Source organism: Mesorhizobium sp. Root695 (genome assembly GCF_001428185.1).
Lineage (GTDB): Bacteria > Pseudomonadota > Alphaproteobacteria > Rhizobiales > Rhizobiaceae > Mesorhizobium.
Genome location: NZ_LMHO01000012.1, coordinates 408622 through 430234 on the forward strand (window position 1 = coordinate 408622; position 21613 = coordinate 430234).

A 21613-nucleotide genomic window follows, 5' to 3' on the forward strand; every position below is an offset into this window, starting at 1 on the left:
GCTGGTCCCGGGTCTATTGGGCGGTCGCCAGATGGACTCGTTTGCCTTCGCCGAGGGGAGGCGCGGCATTCGCGCTGACGGCCGGACCCTTTGCTATTGCCTGCAACATCAGCCGCACCTCGATCACAGCCAGGACGCCATAGACAACGGTGAACCCAAGGATGGTGATCAGAAGGTCAGGGATGCCAAGCTCGGAGGTCGCCAGGAAGGTCGGCAGCGTACCCTCGATGATCCATGGCTGCCGGCCGAATTCGGAGACGAACCAGCCTACCTCAGCGGCAATCCATGGCAGCGGCATTGCGATCAGCGCCATGCGAAACAGCCAGCGCGGCGCCGGCGTCTCACGCATCGTATGCCAGAGCGAGATCGCGAAAACGGCAAGCAGAAGGAAGGCGCACAACACCATGATCCGGAATGTGAAGAAGATCGCCGGCACTTCCGGAACGGTCGACCATGCCGCCTGCTTGATCTGATCGGCATTGGCCAGGCGCGGATCCTCGACATAGCGCTTGAGCAGCAGGGCGTAGCCTAGATCCTTGCTTGTCGTATCGAAGGTTGTGCGTGCAGCCGCGTCGCCATGGTTGACCTTGAGCTTTTCGAGTGCATCGTAGGCGGTCAGACCGTTGCGGATGCGCCCCTCGGCCTTCTCGACAAGTTCGAAGATGCCGGGGATTTCCTTGTCGATCGAGCGCGTGCCGATAATGCCCATGACCCAAGGAATATGCACGGCAAAATGGGTCGTGCGATCGGCCATGCTGGGAATGCCGAAGGCGGTGAAGGAGGCGGGAGCTGGCTCAGTCTCCCACATCGCCTCCATCGCGGCGAGCTTCATCTTCTGGTTGTCGGTGATGGCGTAGCCACTCTCGTCGCCGAGTACGATGACCGAAAGCGATGAGGCGATGCCAAAGGCCGAGGCGATGACGAAGGAACGCTTGGCGAGATCGATGTGCCGGCCGCGCAGCATATAGAAGGCCGAAATGCCGAGCACAAAGGTGGCGCCGCAGACATAGCCCGCCGAAACGGTATGGACGAACTTTGCCTGTGCGACAGGGTTGAAGAGGACAGCCACGAAGTCCGTCACTTCCATGCGCAGCGTATCCGGGTTGAAGGCCGAGCCGACCGGATTCTGCATCCAGCCATTGGCGATCAGGATCCACAGCGCCGAGAAATTGGTGCCCAGCGCGACCAGCCAAGTGACGACGAGATGCGCGCGAGAGGAGAGCTTTTCCCAACCGAAGAAGAACAGCCCGACGAAGGTCGCTTCCAGGAAGAACGCCATCAGGCCTTCGATCGCCAGAGGAGCTCCGAACACGTCGCCGACATAGTGGGAGTAGTAGGCCCAGTTCATACCGAACTGGAATTCCATGGTGATGCCGGTGGCGACACCGAGGGCGAAATTGATGCCGAACAACATACCCCAGAACTTGACCATGTCTCGCCAGATCGTGCGGCCGGTCATGACGTAGACCGTCTCCATCATCGCAAGCATGATGGAGAGGCCCAGCGTCAGCGGGACGAACAGGAAGTGGTACATCGCGGTCAGCGCAAATTGCAGCCGCGACAGTTCCACAAGCAATGGGTTGGTCATCGGAAGCTCCGTTATAGCGTTCCTTTTGATAGCTTGTTGTGCGGCTGCGCCTTTGATGTGCATCAATTCCCTCAGGCCCGCGGCATGAGATTGAGCTGTCATGCTGAAAACCATCCTGAATCAGCGCGGCAAACGCCCAACGGGGGCAAATCCACCGGAGGCGGCCAATCCAGGGGCACCCGCCCCCGGCAAGACACTTCGCGTTGCGCGCGACCTGGCCACCCCCGGCTTGCGTTCCGCCCTTGCATTGCAGGTGGCGCGCGCGATGCTGCGGCTTGCCTTCATAGGTCTGGCGGCAATGTTCGTGGGCCGCATGATCTCGGGGATTGCAAGCTGGCCGCTGCTTGGCGCCGCGCTGACCAGTCTGATCCTTGGCTCTGTCGTTGGGCTGGTGGGCGACCGCGCCATCGCCAAAACGGAGCTGAAGGTCGCCAACGGCCTGCTTGAGGCGGTGCGTCGCGCCCTCGCCGCGGCTTCTCCCGGCGATATCCAGGCTATGCCGCTCGGAACATTGATCGCGGGACTTCAACGCTATCCGCAAGCCGTGGCTGGCCTGGCGGTCGGGCATCGCCTCGCTTCGATGATGCTGGGATTGGGGCCTCTGCTTGCCGCAACCGCGATCGTTGCCGTCTCGTGGGAGGCGGCACTTGCGCTCATCGTGCTGACGCCGGTGATGATCGTCTTCTTCGTCCTCATTGGCAGTGCGATCCGCAGCGGTGCCGAGGCGCAGGAGAAGGCCTTCGGTCGTCTTGCCGCCCAGTTCGCCGATCGCATCCGCGCCTTGCCGACCATCCTTGGAAACCACGCGCTGGCGCGGGAAGAAGACAAGCTCGCGGTGCGGCTGGACACTTATGCCTCGGGCACGATGAGCGTGCTCAGGGTCGCATTCCTCAACGCCGGCATCATCGACTTCTTCTCGTCGCTGTCGATCGCGATCCTCGCCGTGTTTCTCGGCCTCGGACATCTCAAGCTCATCAGCACTCCCGGCTTTAGCGACCTTCAACTCTGGCAAAGCCTGTTCATACTGATGATCGCGCCAGAGTATTTCGCCCCGTTCCGACGTTACGCCGAGCAATATCACGCCAAGGCCGAGGGCCTCGCCGCCGCCGCCGCGCTCGACGCGCTGGTTCTGGACGCTCGTCCGGGATTACCGGCTTTCAAAGCCGCTATCCTGACCCGAGATCTGGCAATTAAGATAGCGCGTCTGCCGCAGACCGGACTGGTGGCCATCACGGGACCGAGCGGATCAGGCAAGTCGACCCTGCTGCGCCATCTTGCAGGGATCGGGTCCACCCTTTCCGTTCAACCGAACCTTGACGCCCAGCCAGGCGTCACTTGGTGCTCGACCGACATCTATGTTCCGGAAGGTACGCTCGGCGATGCCATCGGCTGGGGAAACGGCCCCTGTTGCCGGACAAGGCTGCTGCTTGCGGCGGCGAATGTCGGCCTGCTCGACGATGCGCTTTTGCCGGCCGGGCTTGACGCGCTGATCAAGGCTGGCGGTGAAAACCTCTCCGGTGGGCAACGGGTGCGCATCGGCCTGGCGCGGGCACTGATCTCGAACCGAGCGATTGTCGCCGACGAGCCGACCGCCAAGCTTGATCCCGCCAATGCCGCGATCGTGCGCGCTGCGCTTGCGGATGCCGCGCGCGGCCGGCTCGTACTCGTGGCCACGCACGACAGGAGCCTGGCCATGCTTGCCGGTAGAACGATCGACCTCGATGTGGGAAACAGGCAAGCAGGGGAGCGAGCCGCATGAACGAGAGCGCTTCCCCGAAAGTCACCGAGCGCGCCCGGAACAGAGCGCCGTGGCGCCTCGCTCTTGTTATGGCATTTGCCGCTCTGGCGGGCTCAATCCTGCTGACCGGCGTGTCCGTGTGGTTTCTCGGCGCGGTCGCGCTGGCGGGGCTGACGCCCGCCGCCATGACATTCAACTTCCATATCCCCGCCGCCTTGATACGCCTGTTCGCCTTGACGCGCACGGCTGCCAAATATGGCGAGCGCGTTGTCGGCCACCGGGCGGCGCTCACCGATCAGGTCCTGCGTCGCTCGACGTTGTTCGCCACGATGGCCGCCGCGCCGGCGGTGCGCAGAGCCGGGTGGCAGCTCGGCAATCAGGATCGCCTCGCCGACTATCTCGATGACGTCGAGGACGTGGATTATGCACGCTTGCGCGTCGGCCTGCCGTCGGTCACCCTTGGCGTCGCCATTGCATTGCTTGTCGTGGCTACCTCTTGGCTGATCCCGCTGGCAATCGTACCCATCCTGCTCCTCATCGCGGTAAACACGGTCGGGGCCCGGTTCCTTGCCAGACGAGCCAAGTCCGATCTGGCGGCAATTCGCGAAAGCAGGCAAACGGCCTCCCGCCTGCTTGGCGCGGCGGTACAGGCCGTGGTGCCATTGCAAGGCGAACGCCGCTGGGACCCGATGCTCAACGAGCCATTTGAGGGCCACGCCAATGCCCAGGCACGCGCGTTGGTGCTTCGTCACAGGCAGACCTTGTTCGATATGTTGGCCAACTGCCTCGCGCCATGCGCCATGCTGAGCGTCCTGGTGTGCGCCTGGTTGTCGGGCCTGCGCGGCGAGGCCCTGTTGGTGCCCGCCCTTCTTGCCTTCTCCTGGCTGGCCGTCGGGGAATCCGTCTTGGGTGCATCGAAGATCGTCGTCGCCTTCGCGCGCGAGACAGCGGCGCGCGCGGCCCTGGCGAAATGGACCGTAAACGCGGACGGTTTGTCGCGCGATCACTTCCGAAAGCACATCTCGTCACTAACGCTGGACGGATTGCCGCGCCACGCCCCGGATGGCCGGCTGATTGGAAGGCCACTCAGCGCGACCTTCCACGCCAGCAGGACAACAGTCCTGCATGGTGCCAGTGGCTGCGGCAAGACCTCCCTGTTGAAGCAGATCGCCGGCTGGCTCGACGCCGGTGACGAATGCGTCCTGGGCGATGGTATTGGACTCGGTGCGGATGCGCGCCGCTCCATGAGTTGTTTCTGCCCCCACGACGCGACGATTCTCGCCGACACAGTGCGCGAGAACCTGTTTGCCCCGCACGCCAGCGACGATGAGCTGTGGCGCGCGTTGACCACTGTGGAACTTCAGGACCGTATCGGGGCGGCGGGCGGCCTGGACGGCTGGATCACGCAGGATATGCTTTCACTCGGCGAGGCACAAAGATTGAACCTCGCGCGTGCATGGCTTTCCGATATGCCCATCGTACTCCTGGACGAACCGACCGAGCATCTCGCGGCCGAACAAGGCAAGCGCATTCTCGACGCCCTGCTACACCGGTTGCGGGAGCGGATAGTAATCCTCTCCAGTCATGACGAGCTGACACCGAAAGGGTCCGCTGCGGTTCGACTGCAATGATCGCGAAAATCGCTGTGCGAGTCTCTCATGTTCCCTGTCAAGGTTGACGGCAAGAAGACTCGCCTGCTTGGCAGGTTTGCGAAGCAGTCGGATCGGCTGAAGCTGCACAGGGCTGGGGGTGGAGCTCAGAGACGACGGTTGATCAGACTCTCATCCGCGGGTTGGGTACCGGCCTTCCGTGTCTTCGTCTCGGGNGCTGAAGCTGCACAGGGCTGGGGGTGGAGCTCAGAGACGACGGTTGATCAGACTCTCATCCGCGGGTTGGGTACCGGCCTTCCGTGTCTTCGTCTCGGGGCTGTCCTCGGTCTAGAGGGCGGGCGTCGGGCGCATCGGCTCGGCCACATAACTAGCGACGGGAGTTCCCCACCGTGGCCCCACCCCCAACACTGTGCAGCGGGGTGGGTCGAGACCGGCTATGACGGCGCGACCTCCCGGCCGATGGCCCACAAGAAGGCGGCCATCTCGCGTGCGATCGCAGCCACGACCACCGGCGGCTTCTTGCCGGTGGCGCTGAGGCGACGATAGCGGGCGCAGAGCCGGAGCTGCCCCTTCCAGGCNCATCTCGCGTGCGATCGCAGCCACGACCACCGGCGGCTTCTTGCCGGTGGCGCTGAGGCGACGATAGCGGGCGCAGAGCCGGAGCTGCCCCTTCCAGGCAATATCGCGGACGGCCTTGGGCAGCCCCTCGAGCCGCCCCCTCAGGGTCTCACTGACCCTGGCAGGATAGCGGTAAGTCCATGCCGCTTCGACCAGGGCGCGGCGGGCGCGTCGATTGCCGGCGAGCGTAAGGCTCGACCGGCGAACCGTGTCACCGGTCGAGCGCTCCCCCGGGACAAGGCCGAGAAAGGCCATCAACTGCGGCGGCGTATCGAAGCGACGCACATCCCCAATCTCGGCCGCAAATATCACTGCGACCAGGAACGAGGCGCCGCGCATGGCCTGATAGGCCTCGACGACCCGCGCCATGGACCAAGTTGGCACGACGGCGCGCAACTGCTCATCCAGGCGGTGTAGTCGCTGAGCCGCGTCCTCGATCGCGTCGATCTTCTCCTGGAACACGATCTGCTGCGCGGTATGCTCGAAGCTCTGGCGGGCAAGCCAGCGCCGGTGCGCCAATGTCCAATGACCGCCGCCCTCGTAGATCCGCCCATGGCGCAGAAGGAATGAGAGAAGCTGCTGACGTTTGCGGCGCAGGTCGTCGGCTGCGGCTTCGCGGGCCCGGACGAGATCGCGGACAGCCTCGTGGACTACGTCCGGCACCCACACCCCGATCAGTTCGTCCGCCCGATGCAGTCGCGCCAGCGTGACCGCGTCCCGCCGGTTGGTCTTGACGCGCTCGCCCGGCCGCTTCGGGATCAGGGCCGGCGCAACCACCATGCAGTCGTGACCAAGATCGCGAACCTGCCGGCACAACCCATATCCCGTCGGCCCAGCCTCGAAGCAGACGTGCAGTCGATCATACTTTTTTCCCAGCTTCTTGATCGTCCGCTCTATCGCCGCCGGACTATTCTCGGCCTCGCCGACGAACCGGACCTCGCCGGTGCGGCCGCTCTCCGCGATCGCAACCGCGTGCTTCTTCTTGGCTACATCAAACGCGACAAATGCTTCGCTATACTCTTCCATGGCTCGCTCTCCGTGCGTGAGGATCGGCTCGGCCCATCCGAGCAACCCTCGTCTTTTAATCGCACGAAAGGGCGGGCCACCGTTCTCCGCCTCGGAACATGACGTCTAGAGCGACGGAGCAGTTGTCCGCCTTAAGTTCGGACCGTTTCACTCCACTGGAGCAGGGCGAACATGGTCGGCTCCCAGTGCCGCGGCGACCGATTCCGCGACGGCCCTGCGTGTGACCTGAGACGGTGAAGTTGACAACGACAGTCTTCAACAGCATCATCGCTATCGATTTACATCATTGATATTGTTGACATAATTCTGTGCACAAGCGTGGCGACGGCGGTCGCGAACAACAATAAGCAGAACGGCAATGAAGCCACTTGCGAGGAGCAGCCAATCCTGCGCTACGCCGAGCGCGATGGCGGCGCTTCCGCCGATCAGCGACCAGACGAAGGGGATGACTAGCAGCCAGCTGGGCAGGCGCTGCGTCGTCAGCAGGAGCATGCCGAAAGTGAACATCGTCACCGGACACGGCGTCACGCCGAACATCGGCATCTCGGGATAAGCGTGCCCCGTCGCCATGCCGATCAACGGATAGAGGACGGCCGTGTAAAACAGGAAAGCGGCGCCCACCCACGCGGCCAGTCCTGACTGAAGGCCGAAGCGGAGCCAGTCGTGCTGCATCCCAGCATGGGCCAGGAGCCCCCCTTGAAACAGGAACAGGGCACCGAAGAGATAAGCAGCCGTGTTGATCGGCGCGAAGAACAGCCCCTGATAGACTATCCCAGTCCAAACCTACATCGCCGCGAGAACGCCCGCGATGATCCGGTCAGAGGGACGGCCATGTCGAAACAACAGGGCTACGACGACGACGATGCCTAACAGATAGGTCACGATCTGCAGCGGCCAGATCGCATCATTGTAGGTGACGAAGACGCCAAGGAATTGCTCGCGCGTGAATGGCAGCATCAGCCACGGTTCCCAGCTTCCAAACGTACAAGATCATCGCTGTTGCCCTCGCGCTTTGATCTGGCGCAACCAACGGCGTTCGGTTCGCTGTCAAGCGTCGAGGCCACACGCCACAGGAAGGCAATGATTCAGATCAAAGCCAGGCGGGGCCCGGTTGTAATATGCAGCCATCATGTCTGAGGTTCATCAAGGCCGTCGTCGGCTCTTGGCCGCGCTCACCGTCGGAGGAGGGCTTGTCGCAGTTGGCGGCGGACCCGCGCTTGTCACGAACGCCCGAGGGCTTTCCGGTTATGAGGGCGCTATCATCGCCACGTGGCGCCATAGCGACAGCACCGATCTGCCACTGTCATCGGCCCGACGAGAACTTGTCCGTTACGCCACCCTGGCGGCAAACAGCCACAACACTCAGCCCTGGCAATTCCGGCTCTCGGACCGCTCCGTCCTTGTGCTGTCCGATCCAGGGCGCCGCTTGCCCGCCGTCGATCCCGATGAGCATCACGTGTTCGCCAGCCTCGGCTGTGCCGCCGAGAATATGGTTCAAGCGGCTCGCGCGTTCGGACTTCGGGCGGCTCCGAGCTACGACCCAGCTGCGCGCGGAATACGGGTCGACCTGGAGGCCGCGCCGCCCGAACGGACGGACCTGTTCGACGCTATCCCGTATCGCCAATCGACACGCGCTCTCTATGATGGGCGGTCTGTCCCGCCCGAGCATCTGCGGCTTCTGGAAACTGCCGGGAACGGCGACGGCGTGCGGATGCTGCTTTTCACCGAGCGGCAGCAACGTGAAGACATCCTCTCCTATCTCGTCGCAGGCAACAGCGCGCAGATGGACGATGTCGCGTTCGTAGAGGAATTGGAATCGTGGATACGATTTAGCTATGGCGAAGCCCTTTCGACGCGAGACGGCTTGTTTTCGAAATCCTCCGGCAGTCCAGTCCTACCAGGTTGGATCGGCCGCTTGGTATTCAGCCAAGTGTTCACCAGGGACGCCGAAAACAGGAAATACGAGAGCCAGCTCAGGAGTTCGGCCGGAGTTGCCGTGTCCGTCTCCGACAAGAATGAACCGGCCTATTGGGCCGAAGCCGGCCGTTCCTGCCAGCGCTTCGCCCTCCAGGCGACAGCTCTCCAACTCCGGCATGCTTTCATCAATCAACCGGTCGAGGTTCCCGCCGTGCGAGGCCAATTCGCAACTTATCTGGGCATCGGTGGCCGTCGACCGGATCTCGTGATGAGGTTCGGCTATGGTCCCGAGCTGCCCAAATCGCTCCGTTGCCCCGTGGAGCACGTCATTCTTGGGGCGTAGGTTCGGCATGCGCTTCACGAGCTGTCTGGCATCGCGTGAAGAAAAGCAGCGCGTGACGCCTGCCGATCCTTTCATGGTTGCGATGGGACTAGGTGAATGAAAGACCCTTACGAGACGCTCGGCGTAACCCGCACCGCCTCCGACAAGGAGATCAAGGAGGCGTTCAAGAAACTGGCGCGCAAGTTCCACCCCGACCTACATCCGGACGACAAGGCAGCGGAAGGGAAGTTCAAGGACATTTCCTCTGCCAACGATCTGCTCAAGGACAAGGAGAAGCGGCGGCGCTTCGACGCCGGCGAGATAGACGCCGCCGGAGCGGAGCGGCCACGGGAGCGGTTCTATCGCGACTTCGCCGACGGCGGTGTCAACGCCTCGCACGCAGCTAACGAAGGATTCGCCAGCAACGAAGATCTGGAAGAATTCCTTAGGCGGGCGTTTGCAGGCGGCGGTCAGCGGCGGCACGAGACTTTTCAGGCGCGCGGCCAGGATGTGAGCTACGTGCTGCCGGTGGAATTCATGGAAGCGGTCAATGGCGCCCAGCGCACGATCACGCTGCCTGATGGCAAGACGCTACAGGTGACGATCCCCGAAGGAGCCGAGGACCGGCAAATGCTGCGACTGAAGGGCCAAGGCATGGCCGGATTCGGCGGCGGAATGGCGGGAGACGCTTACGTTGAACTGCATGTCGAGCCGCATCCGTTCTTCCATCGCAAGGACGACAACATTCATGTCGAGGTTCCCGTTACCCTGAAGGAGGCGATGCTGGGCGCACGCATCGAGGTTCCGACCATAAGCGGTCCCGTTACGATGACCATCCCGAAGGGGTCGAACACCGGCCAGACGCTGCGACTGCGCGACAAGGGCGTTCGGAACCGCAAGACCGGACAACGCGGACACCAGCTGATCACCCTGAAAGCTGTTCTGCCCTCGGCCGAAGAGCACGAACTTGTCGCTTTCCTTGAGAACTGGCAGCCGAAACATCCTGATCACCCACGCAAGGAGATGCTGGCATGATAGGCGTCGATGACCTTGTTGAGCGGATAGCCGCGCTGCAGCGGAGCGATCTTGAAGCCTGGATCCGGGACGAGCTTGTCGTGCCGCGGCAGGACGCGGAAACTCTGCTCTTCACCGATATGGAATTCGCACGCGTCCGTCTGATCTGCACGCTTCGCTATGAATTGGAAATCGACACTGACACGCTGCCGGTCGTATTGTCGCTAATCGATCAGCTCCACGAAACGCGGCAGCGCCTGCGATCGCTGAGCGCGGCCGTGACGGCGCAGGACAAGTCCGTCCAGGCCGCAATCATCGCTGCGATGGAGCGGGACAGCGGCAGCCCCGCGCCCGGCAGCGAGGAGACATGATCGTGCACACAGTCCCCAACGTATCGGAAGCGAGCCGGGCCATATCGACCCGGCTCAACCGAAACTGCTTTTGCATCACCCTCGACCGAACTGCACTTTAAGCTGCGCTTGATCCGGAGGTCGGCGCCCCCGGCTTCTGCGAAGCGTTCCTGAAGTCGCGGCCAAATCTGTTCTCGAATGTTCCGGTCTTCCTCGCCCGGTCCGTCCTTGGGGAGATGGGCGGAATCGTCGATGCCATCGAGTGTGCGACGAAATTGTCAGCCTACCGCGGTGTCCCGAGCATGGGAAATGTCGTCTGACAAATTCCTAATCTGCAGGGCTATCCAACAGGGGAACCAGCCCAGCCTTCTTTGATCGTCGTCAACATGGCACTGAAGCGCGATTGATACGCATCAAAGCCGACTGAACGCTACGCCTGTTAGCTATGACGCATCATAGTTCGGAGACGGTCATGGCTCACAAACAGGTATTGTTTCGTTCCGCTGCGCGCGAAAAGATTCTTCGTGGCGCAACCCAGCTCGCCGACGCCGTGCGCGTGACGCTCGGGCCGCGCTCGAAATCGGTTTTGATCGAAAAGAAGTGGGGCGCTCCCATCGTCTGCAATGACGGGGTGACCATCGCCAAGGAATTCGACCTGAAGGATCCCGAGGAGAACCTTGGCGCGCGGATGCTCAGGCAGGCGGCTGAGAAGACCGGGGACATGGTCGGTGACGGCACCAGCACGTCGACCATTCTGGCCCATGCGATGTTCGCCGACGGGGTACGCAACGTCGTCGCCGGCGCGAGCGCGATCGACATCAAGAAGGGTCTCGATCGTGCAACAAAACGCGCGATCGAAACACTCAAGCAGATATCTCGGCCGGTCTCGACCCGTCGCGAGAAGGAACAGGTGGCAACGATCTCCGCGCACAACGATCCTGTCATCGGTCAGTTGGTCGGCGAGGCAATGGAGAAGGTTGGCGGCGAAGGCGTCATCACGGTCGAAGAGTCGAAGACCACCGAGACCGTTCTGGACGTCGTCGAAGGCATGCAGTTCGATCGCGGTTTCCTGTCACCGTATTTCGTGACCGATGCGGAAAAGATGGAAGCGGTCCTGGAAGACGCGCTGGTGCTGATCGTGGAGAAGAAGATTGCTTCGCTGAACGATCTTATCAAGCTGCTGGAGGCGGTGGCGAAGTCCGGTTCACCATTGCTGGTGATTGCCGAGGAAGTCGAAGGCGAGGCTCTTGCGACGCTTATCGTCAACCAGATCCGGGGCACCTTCAAGAATTGTGGCGTCAAGGCGCCCGGCTTCGGCGACCGCCGCAAGGCCATGCTGCAGGACATCGCAATTCTGACCGGCGGACAGGTCATCTCCGAGGACCTCGGGCTCAAACTGGAAAATGTCACGATGGAGCAGCTGGGGCGGGCCAAGCGCGTGGTCATCGACAAGGACAATACGACGATCATCGGCGGCAGCGGCGACCCGAAGGCAATCAAGGGCCGTGTCGAACAAATCCGGCGCGAGATCGACAATACGACGAGCGACTATGATCGCGAAAAGCTGCAGGAGCGGCTTGCCAAGCTTGCGGGCGGGGTCGCCGTCATCAAGGTCGGCGCGCCGACCGAGGCCGAAATGAAGTCAAAAAAGGAAGCACTCGACGACGCCATCAGCGCCACCAAGGCCGCCGTCGCCGAGGGCATCGTGCCAGGTGGCGGACTTGCCCTGCTGCGCTGCATCGCGACCGTGGCTGACGAGGAGCAACATTGCGAAGGCGATGAGCGGACCGGCGTGCAGATACTCAAGCGCGCGCTTGAAGCGCCAGTCCGGCAGATTGCTGAGAATTCTGCGGTCGACGGTGGCGTTGTCATTGCCAAGATGCTCGAGGGCACCGGCAATTTCGGCTTCGATGCGGGACGCAAAGAGTACGTTGACCTCGTCGAGGCCGGCATTATCGATCCGACCAAAGTGGTGCGCATCGCCCTGGAAAACGCCGTCTCGGTCGCGAGCGTTCTGCTCTTGACCGAAGCCACCATGACCGAAATTCCGGAACAGGCGAAAGAACGCGCGCTCGAACCAGAGATGACTATGTAGCACCACGCGAAGCGTCGTTGCTAAGGTGGAAATAGACAACTCGATGATGATTTCGGCGCAGCAGTGCCGCGCTGCCCGCATTCTCATTCAAGTCGATTGTTCTCTCTTGGCTACAGCGTCCGGCGTCTCGCCAGCCGGCGATGACGATGTGCCCTGACGGATTTGCTTTGATGCGCATCAAGGCGCGAGATCGGACCTCCGGTGATCCTGCAATAAATCTCATCGGAGGCACGAAAATGATCTTCAACACCATCATGGTTCAACTCGATGTCGATTCTCCGGCAGCGCCGCGAACGACCTATGCGCTGGAGTTGGCGCGGCGCTTCGAAGCTACGCTGATCGGTTTTGCCGCCGCCGATTCATATGTGTTTGTTCCGGGCGACGATGGCGGCATGGCGGCGGCGGAAATCATGCGTCAACGCCGGACCGAGATCGAGGATCGCCTGAAGAGCCTGAAGGAAGAATTCCTGAGCCTTGTCGGAGACGACGCCTCCTGGCGCGAGGAGATCGGCGATCCAACACGTCTGCTCGCGATGCATGCCCGCGCAGCAGACCTGATCGTGACCGGAACGCCGGCCTCGGGAGTTGCCGGTGATCACCACCGGGCAGTCGATATAGGGACGTTAGTGCTGTCGGCTGGACGGCCCGTGCTAATTGGGGCCGACCAACTTACTCCGCCCGACCCCAAGAAAGTTCTGGTGGCGTGGAAGGATACTCGCGAGGCTCGGCGCGCAGTCATCGACGCACTGCCCTTTCTTACTGACGCACAAGATGTGCTCGTGGCGACGATCGAGGAACAGAACCAGAGGGATGCGCGCGAAAGTGTCAGCGACGTTGTCCGGTTCCTGATGAGGCATGGCGTCAAGGCGAGATCGGAGGTTCTAGGCGCCGGTCATGGGGACGTTTGCGAAACCATCACCGAACTCGCCCGTGTTCTGGGTGCTGAACTTGTGGTCGCTGGCGGCTACGGTCATAGCCGGGTCCGTGAATGGGCCTTCGGAGGCATGACCCGCTCCCTGCTCAAGACAGGCTCAGTCAATCGGCTGTTCTCGAACTGACGATATCGCCGAATGTAGGCGTCGCCTGAGTGGCGGCCGCCTTCCGCGAGGCAATATAGGGATGCGACGGAGGTATGAAGATGAAGGAACTGCCGCTTGCCGAGGTCTATCGGCTGATAGAGCCTGGTCCGGTCGTTTTGCTGACAACCCGTGCCAGAGGTCGGGCCAATGTCATGACCATGTCGTGGCACATGATGGTGGAGTTCACGCCGCCGACAATTGCCTGTGTCGTATCGAACGGCGACTTCTCGTTTGCCGCGTTGCGCGACACGAAGGAGTGCGTGATCGCGATTCCGGCCGTAGGGCTGGCAGAAAAAGTCGTGGAGATAGGCAACTGCTCAGGTCGAGACAGAGACAAGTTCGCGACGACCTGGCTCACGCCGCTGCCTGCCGAGCATGTCGTGGCACCCTTGGTCGCTGAATGCTTTGCCAATCTGGAATGCCGCGTCGTCGATACCCGCTTGGTCAACAAATACAATCTCTTCGTTCTGGAGGTTGTGAAGGCGTGGGTTGATCCGGGGCAGCCAAAGCCCAAAACCATCCACCATGTTGGAATGGGAGCCTTCGTGGTGGACGGCGAGATCATCCATTTCGAGTCAAGCATGCCTTGAAGTCGGCCGCTTGATCGGCGTCAAGGAACGCTATGCCTTGCGTGGTCTAGTCTCAGTTCATCGAATCAATACAAAAGAAGAGCGCCACCGATGAGCTACAAATCCATCCTGCTGAATGTGGACATAGACGGTCCGATCGGGCCCATCACCAGGATCGCCATCGATCTTGCCAAGCGTTGCGAGGCTCGGCTGATTGGCTTCTGCGCAGCTGATGCACCCCTGCCGGTCACGATGGCACCTGAAGGTGCCGCGATAGCCGCGGAGGTCTGGCAGCAATTGAAGGATGACATCCAAAAACGGTTCAAGGACCTCCACGCCGAGTTCGATAGTCTGGTTGCTGGTTCGGTGGCGACGGAATGGCGCAATACGCTCGACAACCCCGACCACGCCTTGGTCACGACAGCAAGGATCGCCGACCTTATCATCACTGGCGCCTCTGAAGGGGCTTCCACCGGCGATTCCTATCGGACCGTCGATCCCGGCAGCCTCGTGCTGCGCGCCGGCAGGCCGCTGCTGATCGCGTCAGGCGGCGCGGAGCATGCGCCGACAGGCAGGATCGTCGTCGCCTGGAAGGATACGCGCGAAGCGAGGCGCGCGGTGGCTGACGCCGTGCCGCTGATGGCAATGGCAAACGAGGTAATCGTGGTCATGGTCGCTTCCGAGCCCGACGACAGGATCAGTGCCGGCATCGAGGATGTTGCGACCTTCCTGGCCACGCATGGCATCACGGCTCGCACCGAAGTCCTGAAAGCCGATGACGAGAGCAACAGGCTGATAGACTTCCTGAGCTCCGCCAACGCCGACCTTATTGTATCGGGCGCCTACGGGCACAGTCGGATCAGGGAATGGGTATTCGGCGGCGTTACCCGCTCGCTGCTAGATGACGTCCGGATCTGCCGCTTCATGTCAAGCTGATCGTCCGCCACCCGCGACCCATGGCGTGTTCCCGGCTATGGGCCTCGGCTTGGCATGCCAGGAGGGATAGCTATACCATATGCGACCGAGAAAGACCTTCCACCGTCCGTCAGGGCGCATTTGCCCCTGCATGCCCAGGAGATCTTTCGCGCTGCCTTCAACAGCGCCTGGGACGAATATGCCGACCAAGGCGAAAGGCGTGAAGAAACAGCCCACCGTGTCGCTTGGGCTGCCGTGAAGCGCCTCTATCGAAAGCAAGGCAGAGTCTGGGTACCCATTTGAGCCCTGGCAATTTGATCGAAATCAAAACCATCCCAGCCGTGTTCGTTCATATGATTTGAAATCAGGCACTTTATTAATGCGGGTTCAATGACGGACATCGTCGCGAGGCTTCTCACTGCGTGCAACGCTGAAAAGAACAAGGGAGCGGATTTTCCAACGATCTGGAAAAACATCCTGAAGGTGCATCCTTACGTCGCGGGATCGCCGATCCAGGATAGCGGCGAGAATGGTCCCATATTGAAAATTCCCCTGATCACCGGTCAGGTTCTCGTCTTTCTCGGCTCGAACTTCTCTCTCCTCTAGCAGCAGCTTCCGCGAGTCGGTGATCCGGCCGTGCCCTTGACGGATGCCGATCAAGGTCGTGGCATGCGGTCTCTGGCTGTGGCAGCCTGTCCGTCAAGATCAGCGAAGCCTGGTCCATAGTCCGGGCGGGGCTCAAGCCGCCGCCAATGTGTTCTCGATGGCTTCGACGGGGTGTTTCGCGAGATCCTTGGTCAGCTCGCCCACCAACTTTGCTTTCAGCGAAGCCTGGAAGTGCTTGCGCAGCTCGCCCAGCGTGCGCGGATCGGCGATCACCACCACATGCGTGAACGCTTCGGTCAGCGCTTCGCGATTGAGATAGGCAGCCACGGCGGCGGCAAAATCGTCCTCCCGCAGGCGGGAGTCGTCGGGATTGGCCGTGGAACTGTGATGCCGTCCGCCCGAGCCCGTGTTAGCCGAGTGCAGCACCGGTTCGGGCAATTCTACCAGATCGATCCGGGGTTCGGGGCTCTTGTTGCGGAAGAGACGCAGCTTCGCGCCGTCGGTGACCGCGACGATAGTGCCATTAGCCAGAATCATTTCGTTTCTCCTTTGACATGGTTTGATCGAGGTCCAACGCACTCCCTCGCCATCATTGGCAACGATCATCGTCGCCTCGTGGACTAGAAGAGAGCGCCCTCTTCCTCCGAGCGTACTTCTCTTGACCGAATTCACACTGCGCGCTGCATTGGCGCGGCGGCAACTCACGGAAGCCGCCGCGCCGAGCTTGTCGGCCCCATCAGATTATGGAAATCCGATCTTCCACCATCCGGACGCCCGGTGACGACCATGCGGCACGTTCCGCCGCCTGACGCTCGGACCAGGCCTTGACCTTGCCCTCGAGCGTTACCCTTCCGTCCGAGACGTGGACCCGGATCGCCTGTGCTTCGGTTTCCGCGTCACGTTTCAGCGCATCCTCGATGCGCTTCTTGACGTCGGGCACCGAGGCACGTGGGGTGATTTCGATCTGGTTGGCAACGCCGACAACGCCTGCCAGGCCGCGCACGGCCTCGGCCGCAGCATTCTTCTGGTACTGCCATTCGAGTTTCCCCGTCAGCGTGATCCATCCATCCTGTACCTTGACCTGCACCTTGTCCCTCGGGATGGAGACGTTCCAGGTGACCGCATCGACCGCACGCTTGGCGATCTCGTCGTCCGCGGTTCCCTTCTGTCCAATCAGCCGGACTTCGATTTCCTCGGCGATGCCCTTCACGCCCTTGACCCGCTTGACCACATTTTCGGCGGTGGTCTTTTCCCAATAGGAAGAGACATGGCCGGTCAGGGTGACGATGCCGTCTTCCACGGCGACGCCGATGTGGGCAGCGTCGATGCTCGGCTCGAATTCCAACTCATCGAGAATGTTCTGACGCAACGTTATATCCGTCATGGTCTGTCTCCTGTTTGTTGAGCGGACTTCTCGCCCGCAGCGGCAAAAAAAACATCCTTTGCGCCTCTGGTCATTGATCCGGCTCAATGCCCGGGTCAGAGAGTCAGCTGGTTGGACGATTGGCGCGAACATCATGAGGTCGCGGAAGTGCCTACAAGCCAATGGTGTCGCATGCTGTCCAAGGTTTCGGCGATGTCATCGGCCCCGATCTTGACGAGGTCGGTGTGACCAAAACCCAGGGAATAGTCGAGCACAGAGATGATCGTGGGCCGTACCCTGAACAGCTTCACGGGTGCGGCTTCACTAGGCTGGATAGCCGAAATCTGCGGGAAGCGCTGGACCATCATGCGTCCGATTTCTGTGAGTTCGGAAGGCAAGACGACCTCCCTCGCGGTCGCCGCCATCGATAACCCATTGATCTCCAGCCAGTTCTCATAGGGTGCGGTCATGGCGACCGAAACGCGCGGGTCGCGAGAAATATTCATCGCCTTTTGCGAGACGGCTCCGCAGCCGAAATAGAGCAGCAGACCGTCATGGACGAACGAGACCACCGTCGCCTGTGGCGAGCCATCGGAGCGGGTCGTTGCAATCGCCATGTCCATGCAACGGGCCAGGATGTCGATCATCTTCTGCTGAAGCTTGTGTTTCATGACACTCTCCTCGTTTGTTCAAAGGGGGCCAGCATCTCCGCCCGCGTCGCCTTCACGCCGCCGAGACCAGCTCGGCGGTTCGCTGCAACGGCGCGAAGTCGTCAGGCGTCAACGTCTCTTTCTCGAGCAACAACTTGGCGCCGGCGCGCAGGTCGGTGACCCTCGCCCGGAGCACGTCCTTGGCACTGGCAAAGGCCTCCTCGATCATGCCGCGCACCGCCAAGTCGACTTCCCGCGCCGTGGCCTCCGAATAGTCTTTCTTGTTTGGCATGCCAGGGCCGTCACCCAGCCATTGCAGGCGCTGCTCTTCGAGAACGGCCTGACCCACCGTCGGATCCATTCCGAAGCGGGTGACACATTGACGGGCAACATCGGTGACCTTGGCGAGGTCGTCGGCCGCCCCGGTTGAGACTTCGCCGAATATGATTTCCTCGGCCGCGCGGCCGCCCATCAGGACGACCATTCGGTCCTTCAGCTCACTGACGGTGATCAGGAACCGGTCCTCCGTCGGGCGCTGCATGGTGAAACCGAGAGCACCGATCGAGCGCGGGATGATGGATACCTTGTGCACCGGATCGGCGCTTTGCGTCGCGACCGCGACCAAGGCATGCCCCATTTCGTGAAAGGCGACACGCTCACGCTCCTGGGGTTTCAGCAATCGGCTTTTGCGTTCCGAGCCTGCGACGATGCGTTCGACCGCATTGGTGAAGTCATCCATCGTCACCTTGTCGGCGCCACGCCGCGTGGCGATGATGGCCGCCTCGTTGACGAGATTGGCAAGATCAGCGCCGGTGAAACCGGGCGTTATCGCGGCGATCTCATCCGTGCCGACGCCAGGCGCGGTCGAGACGTTCTTGATGTGGACCTTGACGATGGCCTCCCTGCCCTTGCGGTCGGGCCGGTCCAGAACGACCTGCCGGTCGAAGCGCCCAGCGCGCAGCAGAGCCGGGTCCAGGATTTCGGGCCGATTGGTGGCGGCAAGCAGCACGATACCAACACGTGGATCGAAACCGTCGAGTTCCGAGAGCAGCTGGTTCAATGTCTGCTCTTTTTCATCACCGCCGCCGTAGCCTGCGAACGGGCTGCGGGCGCGGCCGAGTGCATCGAGTTCATCGATGAAGATGATGCAAGGCGCGGCCTGCCGGGCCTGCTCGAACAGGTCACGCACACGGGCCGCACCCACACCGACGAACATCTCGACGAATTCCGAGCCTGAGATGGAAAAGAAGGGCACCCCTGCTTCACCGGCGACGGCGCGCGCCATCAATGTCTTGCCGGTTCCAGGCGGCCCGACCAGCAGGATGCCTTTGGGGATACGCGCGCCGAGGCGACCGTACTTGTCCTTGTCCTTGAGGAAGGAAACGATTTCCTGCAGTTCGGCCTTGGCTTCGTCGACGCCCGCCACGTCTCCGAAAGTCACACCTGTCTTGCGCTCCAGATAGACCTTAGCCTTCGACTTGCCGATATTAATCAGGCCGCCCATGCCTTGCCTGTCGGCGAACCCGCGGAAAAAGAACGTCCAGAGGCCGACGAAGATCAGCGCGGGCAATATCCAGGAAAGAATTGTCGTCAGCCAGTTGCTGTCGGACGCCCCAGTGATCTTGACGCCGGCCTTCTCGAAAACCGCAACTGCCGCAGGGTCGACGCGATTGGCAAGAAACGCCGTCTTGCCATCCTGCGGCTCCTTGAACGAGCCCTCGATCATGGTCTCGGTCAGCGTGACGGACGCCACCTTGCCCTCTTCGGTTAGACGGATCACGTCACTGTAGGAGAGCTGGGCAGTGTCGCGATAAGCGAACCAGACCTGAAACAGTCCAATGATCAGGACAGCAACGATGACGTAGCCTATGTTGAAGGTGTGTTTGCGGTCCATGACATCCAGCCGGAAATTGTACTCATCGGCAAAATGTCACGACCAGCGGGCGCGTCCTTGACACGCATCAAAGTGCGGATCGCTGCTGGCCATCATTGTACCGGCGATGATGGGCCACCGGCAAATTGCAGACTTGGCGGCGAAGGTGCGCTTTCTCAGCGATCCGGCGGCATACGGGAGCGGAACGACACATGTGGATGTCCGCGAGACGCATATGTCCTGGGTCTTCCTCACGGATGAACTGGTCTACAAGCTCAAGAAGCCCGTCAGGCATGCGTTCCTCGACTTCAGCACTATCGGGAAGCGGCACTTCTACTGCGGCGAGGAATTGCGGCTGAACGCTCGCCTTGCCGCCGAAACCTATCGGCGGATTTTCCCTCTTCGTCGTGACGCATCGGGCTGCTTCTCCCTCGACGGTAGCGGGCGTGTGGTCGACTGGCTGGTCGAAATGAAGCGCCTGCCGCCAGGCGACATGCTGGACAAGCGCATCGCTTGCGGTCGCCTGACGGAGGCGGAGATCGACGACGTCGCCAAAACGCTGGCGGCCTTTTATGCGCAACGCCAGGCTGAAATTGACGACGGCGTCGCCTATCTGCGCCACCTGACAGGAGAGCAGCGCATCAACCGCGCCATCCTGCTGCGACCCGAATTCGCGTTGGCGGATATCGTGTCCGGCGCCTTGGACATTGTGGACGGCCTGCTGCAGCAATTGAGGCCGCGGATAGAAGCGCGCATCCTTCGCGGCGCGATCGTCGAAGGGCATGGCGACCTGCGCCCCGAACACGTCTGCCTTTGCCAGCCGCTCCAGATCATCGACTGCCTCGAGTTCAACCGGTCGATGCGCATCATCGATCCCTATGACGAGATCAACTATCTCGGCCTGGAATGCGAGATGCTGGGCGCGCCATGGATCCGGCCGCTGCTGGTCAAGGCGCTGATGTGCCGGCTGCCGGACCGCCCAGATGCCGAGTTGCTGGCGCTCTATGGCGGTTTCCGGGCATTGCTGAAGGCCCGTCTCGGGGTCGCGCATCTCCTCGAGACACCTATTCGTCATCCGGAAAAATGGCGCCCGCAGGCGATCCGCTACATCAGGCAGGCGGAGCGCGAGATTTTCAGTCGTCGATCCCGATCAGGTCGGAAATCGACCCCTGTGTGTGGAGACGCCTGATCGCCTTGCCGATCAGGCGACCGATCGGCAGAATGTCCAGGGGCGCTTGCGGGTAACGGGCTTTGGCGACTGCCGCCGAGTCCACGCTGTCAGTGACGATGATGCGGTCTATCGCCTGGCTGCCGAACAGCATGCTGGCACCCTTGCCAAACAATCCATGCGTGGCGATCGCATGAACGGTCCGGGCGCCACGTTCACGACAGGCAAGTGCTGCACGCAACAAGGTGCCACCCGTGCTGATCAGGTCATCGACAATGAAAACGGCATTGTCGGCGACATCGCCTGCAAACAGTTCGCCGGAAACCACGTTTCGGCTGCGGCGCTTTTCCATGAAGCCGAAGCCGATTTGCGTCCGGGCTTCCGCCTCCAGCGTCTCCTTGAGCAATTGCGCGCGCTTTACGCCGCCGCTGTCGGGTGAGAAAATGGTGATCGGCAGATCGCCGGCCAATTTGGCTATCAGCGGGGAAAACAGCTTCCGGGTATCGAGATGGATGCTCTCGCACCGGAAGGCGTTCTGGAAAGCCGCGAAATTGTGGACGTCGAGCGTCACAATCCGATTGGTACCCATAGCCTCGAAGAGTTGCGCGACATAGCGCGTCGTGACCGGGTCATGTGCCTTGGTCTGCCGGTCCTTGCGCGCATAGGCGAGATAAGGAACGATCGCTGTTACTCGCGCGGCGCCGTTCTCCTTACAAGTCGCCAGGAAAAATAGAAGCTTGCATAGCTTGTCGTTGGCGGACACGCCGCTACTTCCGCCAAGGCTGTGCAGCACATAGACATCCCTGCCGCGCACGCTGACCAATGGGCGCGCCTTATGCTCGCCGTCCTCGAAATCTCTCTCTTCATGCGGATCGAGTTCGATCGAAAGCGCCCGCGCCGCGGCCGCGCCGAGTTGTTCTGAGCCTTTGAGTGCGAAGAAACGCATGTTTTCTTCTATCCGGTTTCGAGCACTGATGGATTGATGCGCGTCAAGGATGCGGACTGTCGGACGGCGTAGGAAAACCAATCGATAATCTTCAACGCCTGCGCTGGGGAAAGCCATGCTGGAGCCGCTCCAAACCACGCCGCCAAACCCAGGCGTCAAGCCAATG

18 protein-coding genes and 2 pseudogenes are annotated in these 21613 nt (G+C 61.5%); 12 read left to right on the forward strand and 8 right to left on the reverse strand.

The features are described 5' to 3' along the window. Nucleotides 1-13 precede the first annotated feature (13 nt). Nucleotides 14-1588 (reverse strand): cytochrome ubiquinol oxidase subunit I, encoded by a 1575-nt coding sequence (locus tag ASD99_RS14880; RefSeq protein WP_057144088.1) that lies wholly within the window; start codon nucleotides 1586-1588, stop codon nucleotides 14-16. Nucleotides 1589-1688: 100 nt separating this feature from the next. On the opposite strand from ASD99_RS14880, the gene ASD99_RS14885 reads away from it, so the two are divergent. After that, nucleotides 1689-3347 carry an ABC transporter transmembrane domain-containing protein gene (locus ASD99_RS14885; RefSeq protein ID WP_082583280.1) on the forward strand — a complete coding sequence of 553 codons (1659 nt, stop codon included), beginning with the start codon at nucleotides 1689-1691 and terminating at the stop codon, nucleotides 3345-3347. Beyond that, nucleotides 3344-4957, forward strand: coding sequence for an ATP-binding cassette domain-containing protein (locus tag ASD99_RS14890; protein ID WP_082583281.1), 1614 nt, complete (start codon nucleotides 3344-3346; stop codon nucleotides 4955-4957). Before ASD99_RS14885 ends, ASD99_RS14890 begins: the two co-directional genes overlap by 4 nt. 558 nt (nucleotides 4958-5515) lie before the next feature. Here the strand turns inward: ASD99_RS14890 and ASD99_RS14895 are convergent. Together ASD99_RS14895 and ASD99_RS14900 are read right to left on the reverse strand one after the other, a co-directional pair. Then, a pseudogene (locus ASD99_RS14895) lies at nucleotides 5516-6580 on the reverse strand (IS110 family transposase); the annotation flags it as partial. A 270-nt stretch (nucleotides 6581-6850) separates the two neighbouring features. Continuing rightward, nucleotides 6851-7537 (reverse strand): annotated as a pseudogene (locus tag ASD99_RS14900) (DUF6064 family protein). A gap of 205 nt (nucleotides 7538-7742) precedes the next feature. Between ASD99_RS14900 and ASD99_RS14905 the strand changes: the two are divergent. The 9 genes from ASD99_RS14905 (at nucleotide 7743) to ASD99_RS14940 (ending at nucleotide 15447) form a co-directional block, all read left to right on the forward strand. Next, a complete protein-coding gene (locus ASD99_RS14905) occupies nucleotides 7743-8840 on the forward strand; it encodes an Acg family FMN-binding oxidoreductase (RefSeq protein ID WP_244497750.1) in 1098 nt (365 codons plus the stop codon). 96 nt (nucleotides 8841-8936) lie between these two features. Beyond that, entirely contained in the window at nucleotides 8937-9854 is a 918-nt protein-coding gene (locus tag ASD99_RS14910) for a DnaJ C-terminal domain-containing protein (RefSeq protein ID WP_057144091.1), read from the forward strand. Then, on the forward strand, nucleotides 9851-10204 hold the full coding sequence (locus ASD99_RS14915) for a chaperone modulator CbpM (protein ID WP_057144092.1): 354 nt from the start codon (nucleotides 9851-9853) through the stop codon (nucleotides 10202-10204). Before ASD99_RS14910 ends, ASD99_RS14915 begins: the two co-directional genes overlap by 4 nt. Nucleotides 10205-10655: 451 nt before the next feature. Further along, on the forward strand, nucleotides 10656-12278 hold the full coding sequence (gene groL, locus ASD99_RS14920) for a chaperonin GroEL (protein ID WP_056590644.1): 1623 nt from the start codon (nucleotides 10656-10658) through the stop codon (nucleotides 12276-12278). Between the two features lie 236 nt (nucleotides 12279-12514). Continuing rightward, nucleotides 12515-13336: a universal stress protein gene (locus ASD99_RS14925; protein WP_056590641.1), complete on the forward strand. Its 822-nt coding sequence runs from the start codon at nucleotides 12515-12517 to the stop codon at nucleotides 13334-13336. Nucleotides 13337-13416: 80 nt separating this feature from the next. Next, complete coding sequence (locus tag ASD99_RS14930) at nucleotides 13417-13947, forward strand: flavin reductase family protein (protein ID WP_057144131.1); 531 nt, start codon at nucleotides 13417-13419, stop codon at nucleotides 13945-13947. Nucleotides 13948-14037: 90 nt separating this feature from the next. Beyond that, on the forward strand, nucleotides 14038-14862 hold the full coding sequence (locus tag ASD99_RS14935) for a universal stress protein (RefSeq protein WP_056590638.1): 825 nt from the start codon (nucleotides 14038-14040) through the stop codon (nucleotides 14860-14862). A 72-nt stretch (nucleotides 14863-14934) separates the two neighbouring features. Further along, nucleotides 14935-15144, forward strand: coding sequence for a ChaB family protein (locus ASD99_RS32210; RefSeq protein WP_082583288.1), 210 nt, complete (start codon nucleotides 14935-14937; stop codon nucleotides 15142-15144). 87 nt (nucleotides 15145-15231) lie between these two features. Beyond that, nucleotides 15232-15447 (forward strand): hypothetical protein, encoded by a 216-nt coding sequence (locus tag ASD99_RS14940; protein WP_056590632.1) that lies wholly within the window; start codon nucleotides 15232-15234, stop codon nucleotides 15445-15447. Nucleotides 15448-15579: 132 nt separating this feature from the next. Here the strand turns inward: ASD99_RS14940 and ASD99_RS14945 are convergent, their stop codons facing one another. From ASD99_RS14945 to ftsH, 4 genes are all read right to left on the reverse strand, one after another. Next, nucleotides 15580-16053 (reverse strand): host attachment family protein, encoded by a 474-nt coding sequence (locus ASD99_RS14945; protein ID WP_320410769.1) that lies wholly within the window; start codon nucleotides 16051-16053, stop codon nucleotides 15580-15582. Between the two features lie 130 nt (nucleotides 16054-16183). Continuing rightward, a complete protein-coding gene (locus ASD99_RS14950; protein WP_056590627.1) occupies nucleotides 16184-16831 on the reverse strand; it encodes a BON domain-containing protein in 648 nt (215 codons plus the stop codon). Nucleotides 16832-16962: 131 nt separating this feature from the next. Continuing rightward, nucleotides 16963-17481 carry a pyridoxamine 5'-phosphate oxidase family protein gene (locus ASD99_RS14955; RefSeq protein WP_057144093.1) on the reverse strand — a complete coding sequence of 173 codons (519 nt, stop codon included), beginning with the start codon at nucleotides 17479-17481 and terminating at the stop codon, nucleotides 16963-16965. Between the two features lie 52 nt (nucleotides 17482-17533). Continuing rightward, entirely contained in the window at nucleotides 17534-19354 is a 1821-nt protein-coding gene (gene ftsH, locus ASD99_RS14960; RefSeq protein WP_056590622.1) for an ATP-dependent zinc metalloprotease FtsH, read from the reverse strand. Between the two features lie 214 nt (nucleotides 19355-19568). On the opposite strand from ftsH, the gene ASD99_RS14965 reads away from it, so the two are divergent. Next, nucleotides 19569-20522 (forward strand): hypothetical protein, encoded by a 954-nt coding sequence (locus ASD99_RS14965; RefSeq protein ID WP_156388985.1) that lies wholly within the window; start codon nucleotides 19569-19571, stop codon nucleotides 20520-20522. Here ASD99_RS14965 and ASD99_RS14970 read toward each other — a convergent pair. Next, nucleotides 20467-21447, reverse strand: a complete 981-nt coding sequence (locus ASD99_RS14970) for a ribose-phosphate diphosphokinase (protein ID WP_057144095.1) — start codon at nucleotides 21445-21447, stop codon at nucleotides 20467-20469. The two genes, ASD99_RS14965 and ASD99_RS14970, sit on opposite strands and share 56 nt — an antisense overlap. Nucleotides 21448-21613: the final 166 nt, after the last annotated feature.

Excerpts from the sequence above, each read along its gene's own strand:
- ASD99_RS14880 (WP_057144088.1), bottom strand. The coding sequence starts at position 1,588 with ATGACCAACCCATTGCTTGTGGAACTGTCGCGGCTGCAATTTGCGCTG.
- ASD99_RS14885 (WP_082583280.1), top strand. The coding sequence starts at position 1,689 with ATGCTGAAAACCATCCTGAATCAGCGCGGCAAACGCCCAACGGGGGCA.
- ASD99_RS14890 (WP_082583281.1), top strand. The coding sequence starts at position 3,344 with ATGAACGAGAGCGCTTCCCCGAAAGTCACCGAGCGCGCCCGGAACAGA.
- ASD99_RS14910 (WP_057144091.1), top strand. The coding sequence starts at position 8,937 with ATGAAAGACCCTTACGAGACGCTCGGCGTAACCCGCACCGCCTCCGAC.
- ASD99_RS14915 (WP_057144092.1), top strand. The coding sequence starts at position 9,851 with ATGATAGGCGTCGATGACCTTGTTGAGCGGATAGCCGCGCTGCAGCGG.
- groL (WP_056590644.1), top strand. The coding sequence starts at position 10,656 with ATGGCTCACAAACAGGTATTGTTTCGTTCCGCTGCGCGCGAAAAGATT.
- ASD99_RS14925 (WP_056590641.1), top strand. The coding sequence starts at position 12,515 with ATGATCTTCAACACCATCATGGTTCAACTCGATGTCGATTCTCCGGCA.
- ASD99_RS14930 (WP_057144131.1), top strand. The coding sequence starts at position 13,417 with ATGAAGGAACTGCCGCTTGCCGAGGTCTATCGGCTGATAGAGCCTGGT.
- ASD99_RS14935 (WP_056590638.1), top strand. The coding sequence starts at position 14,038 with ATGAGCTACAAATCCATCCTGCTGAATGTGGACATAGACGGTCCGATC.
- ASD99_RS14940 (WP_056590632.1), top strand. The coding sequence starts at position 15,232 with ATGACGGACATCGTCGCGAGGCTTCTCACTGCGTGCAACGCTGAAAAG.
- ASD99_RS14945 (WP_320410769.1), bottom strand. The coding sequence starts at position 16,053 with ATGATCGTTGCCAATGATGGCGAGGGAGTGCGTTGGACCTCGATCAAA.
- ASD99_RS14950 (WP_056590627.1), bottom strand. The coding sequence starts at position 16,831 with ATGACGGATATAACGTTGCGTCAGAACATTCTCGATGAGTTGGAATTC.
- ASD99_RS14955 (WP_057144093.1), bottom strand. The coding sequence starts at position 17,481 with ATGAAACACAAGCTTCAGCAGAAGATGATCGACATCCTGGCCCGTTGC.
- ftsH (WP_056590622.1), bottom strand. The coding sequence starts at position 19,354 with ATGGACCGCAAACACACCTTCAACATAGGCTACGTCATCGTTGCTGTC.
- ASD99_RS14965 (WP_156388985.1), top strand. The coding sequence starts at position 19,569 with ATGTCCTGGGTCTTCCTCACGGATGAACTGGTCTACAAGCTCAAGAAG.
- ASD99_RS14970 (WP_057144095.1), bottom strand. The coding sequence starts at position 21,447 with ATGCGTTTCTTCGCACTCAAAGGCTCAGAACAACTCGGCGCGGCCGCG.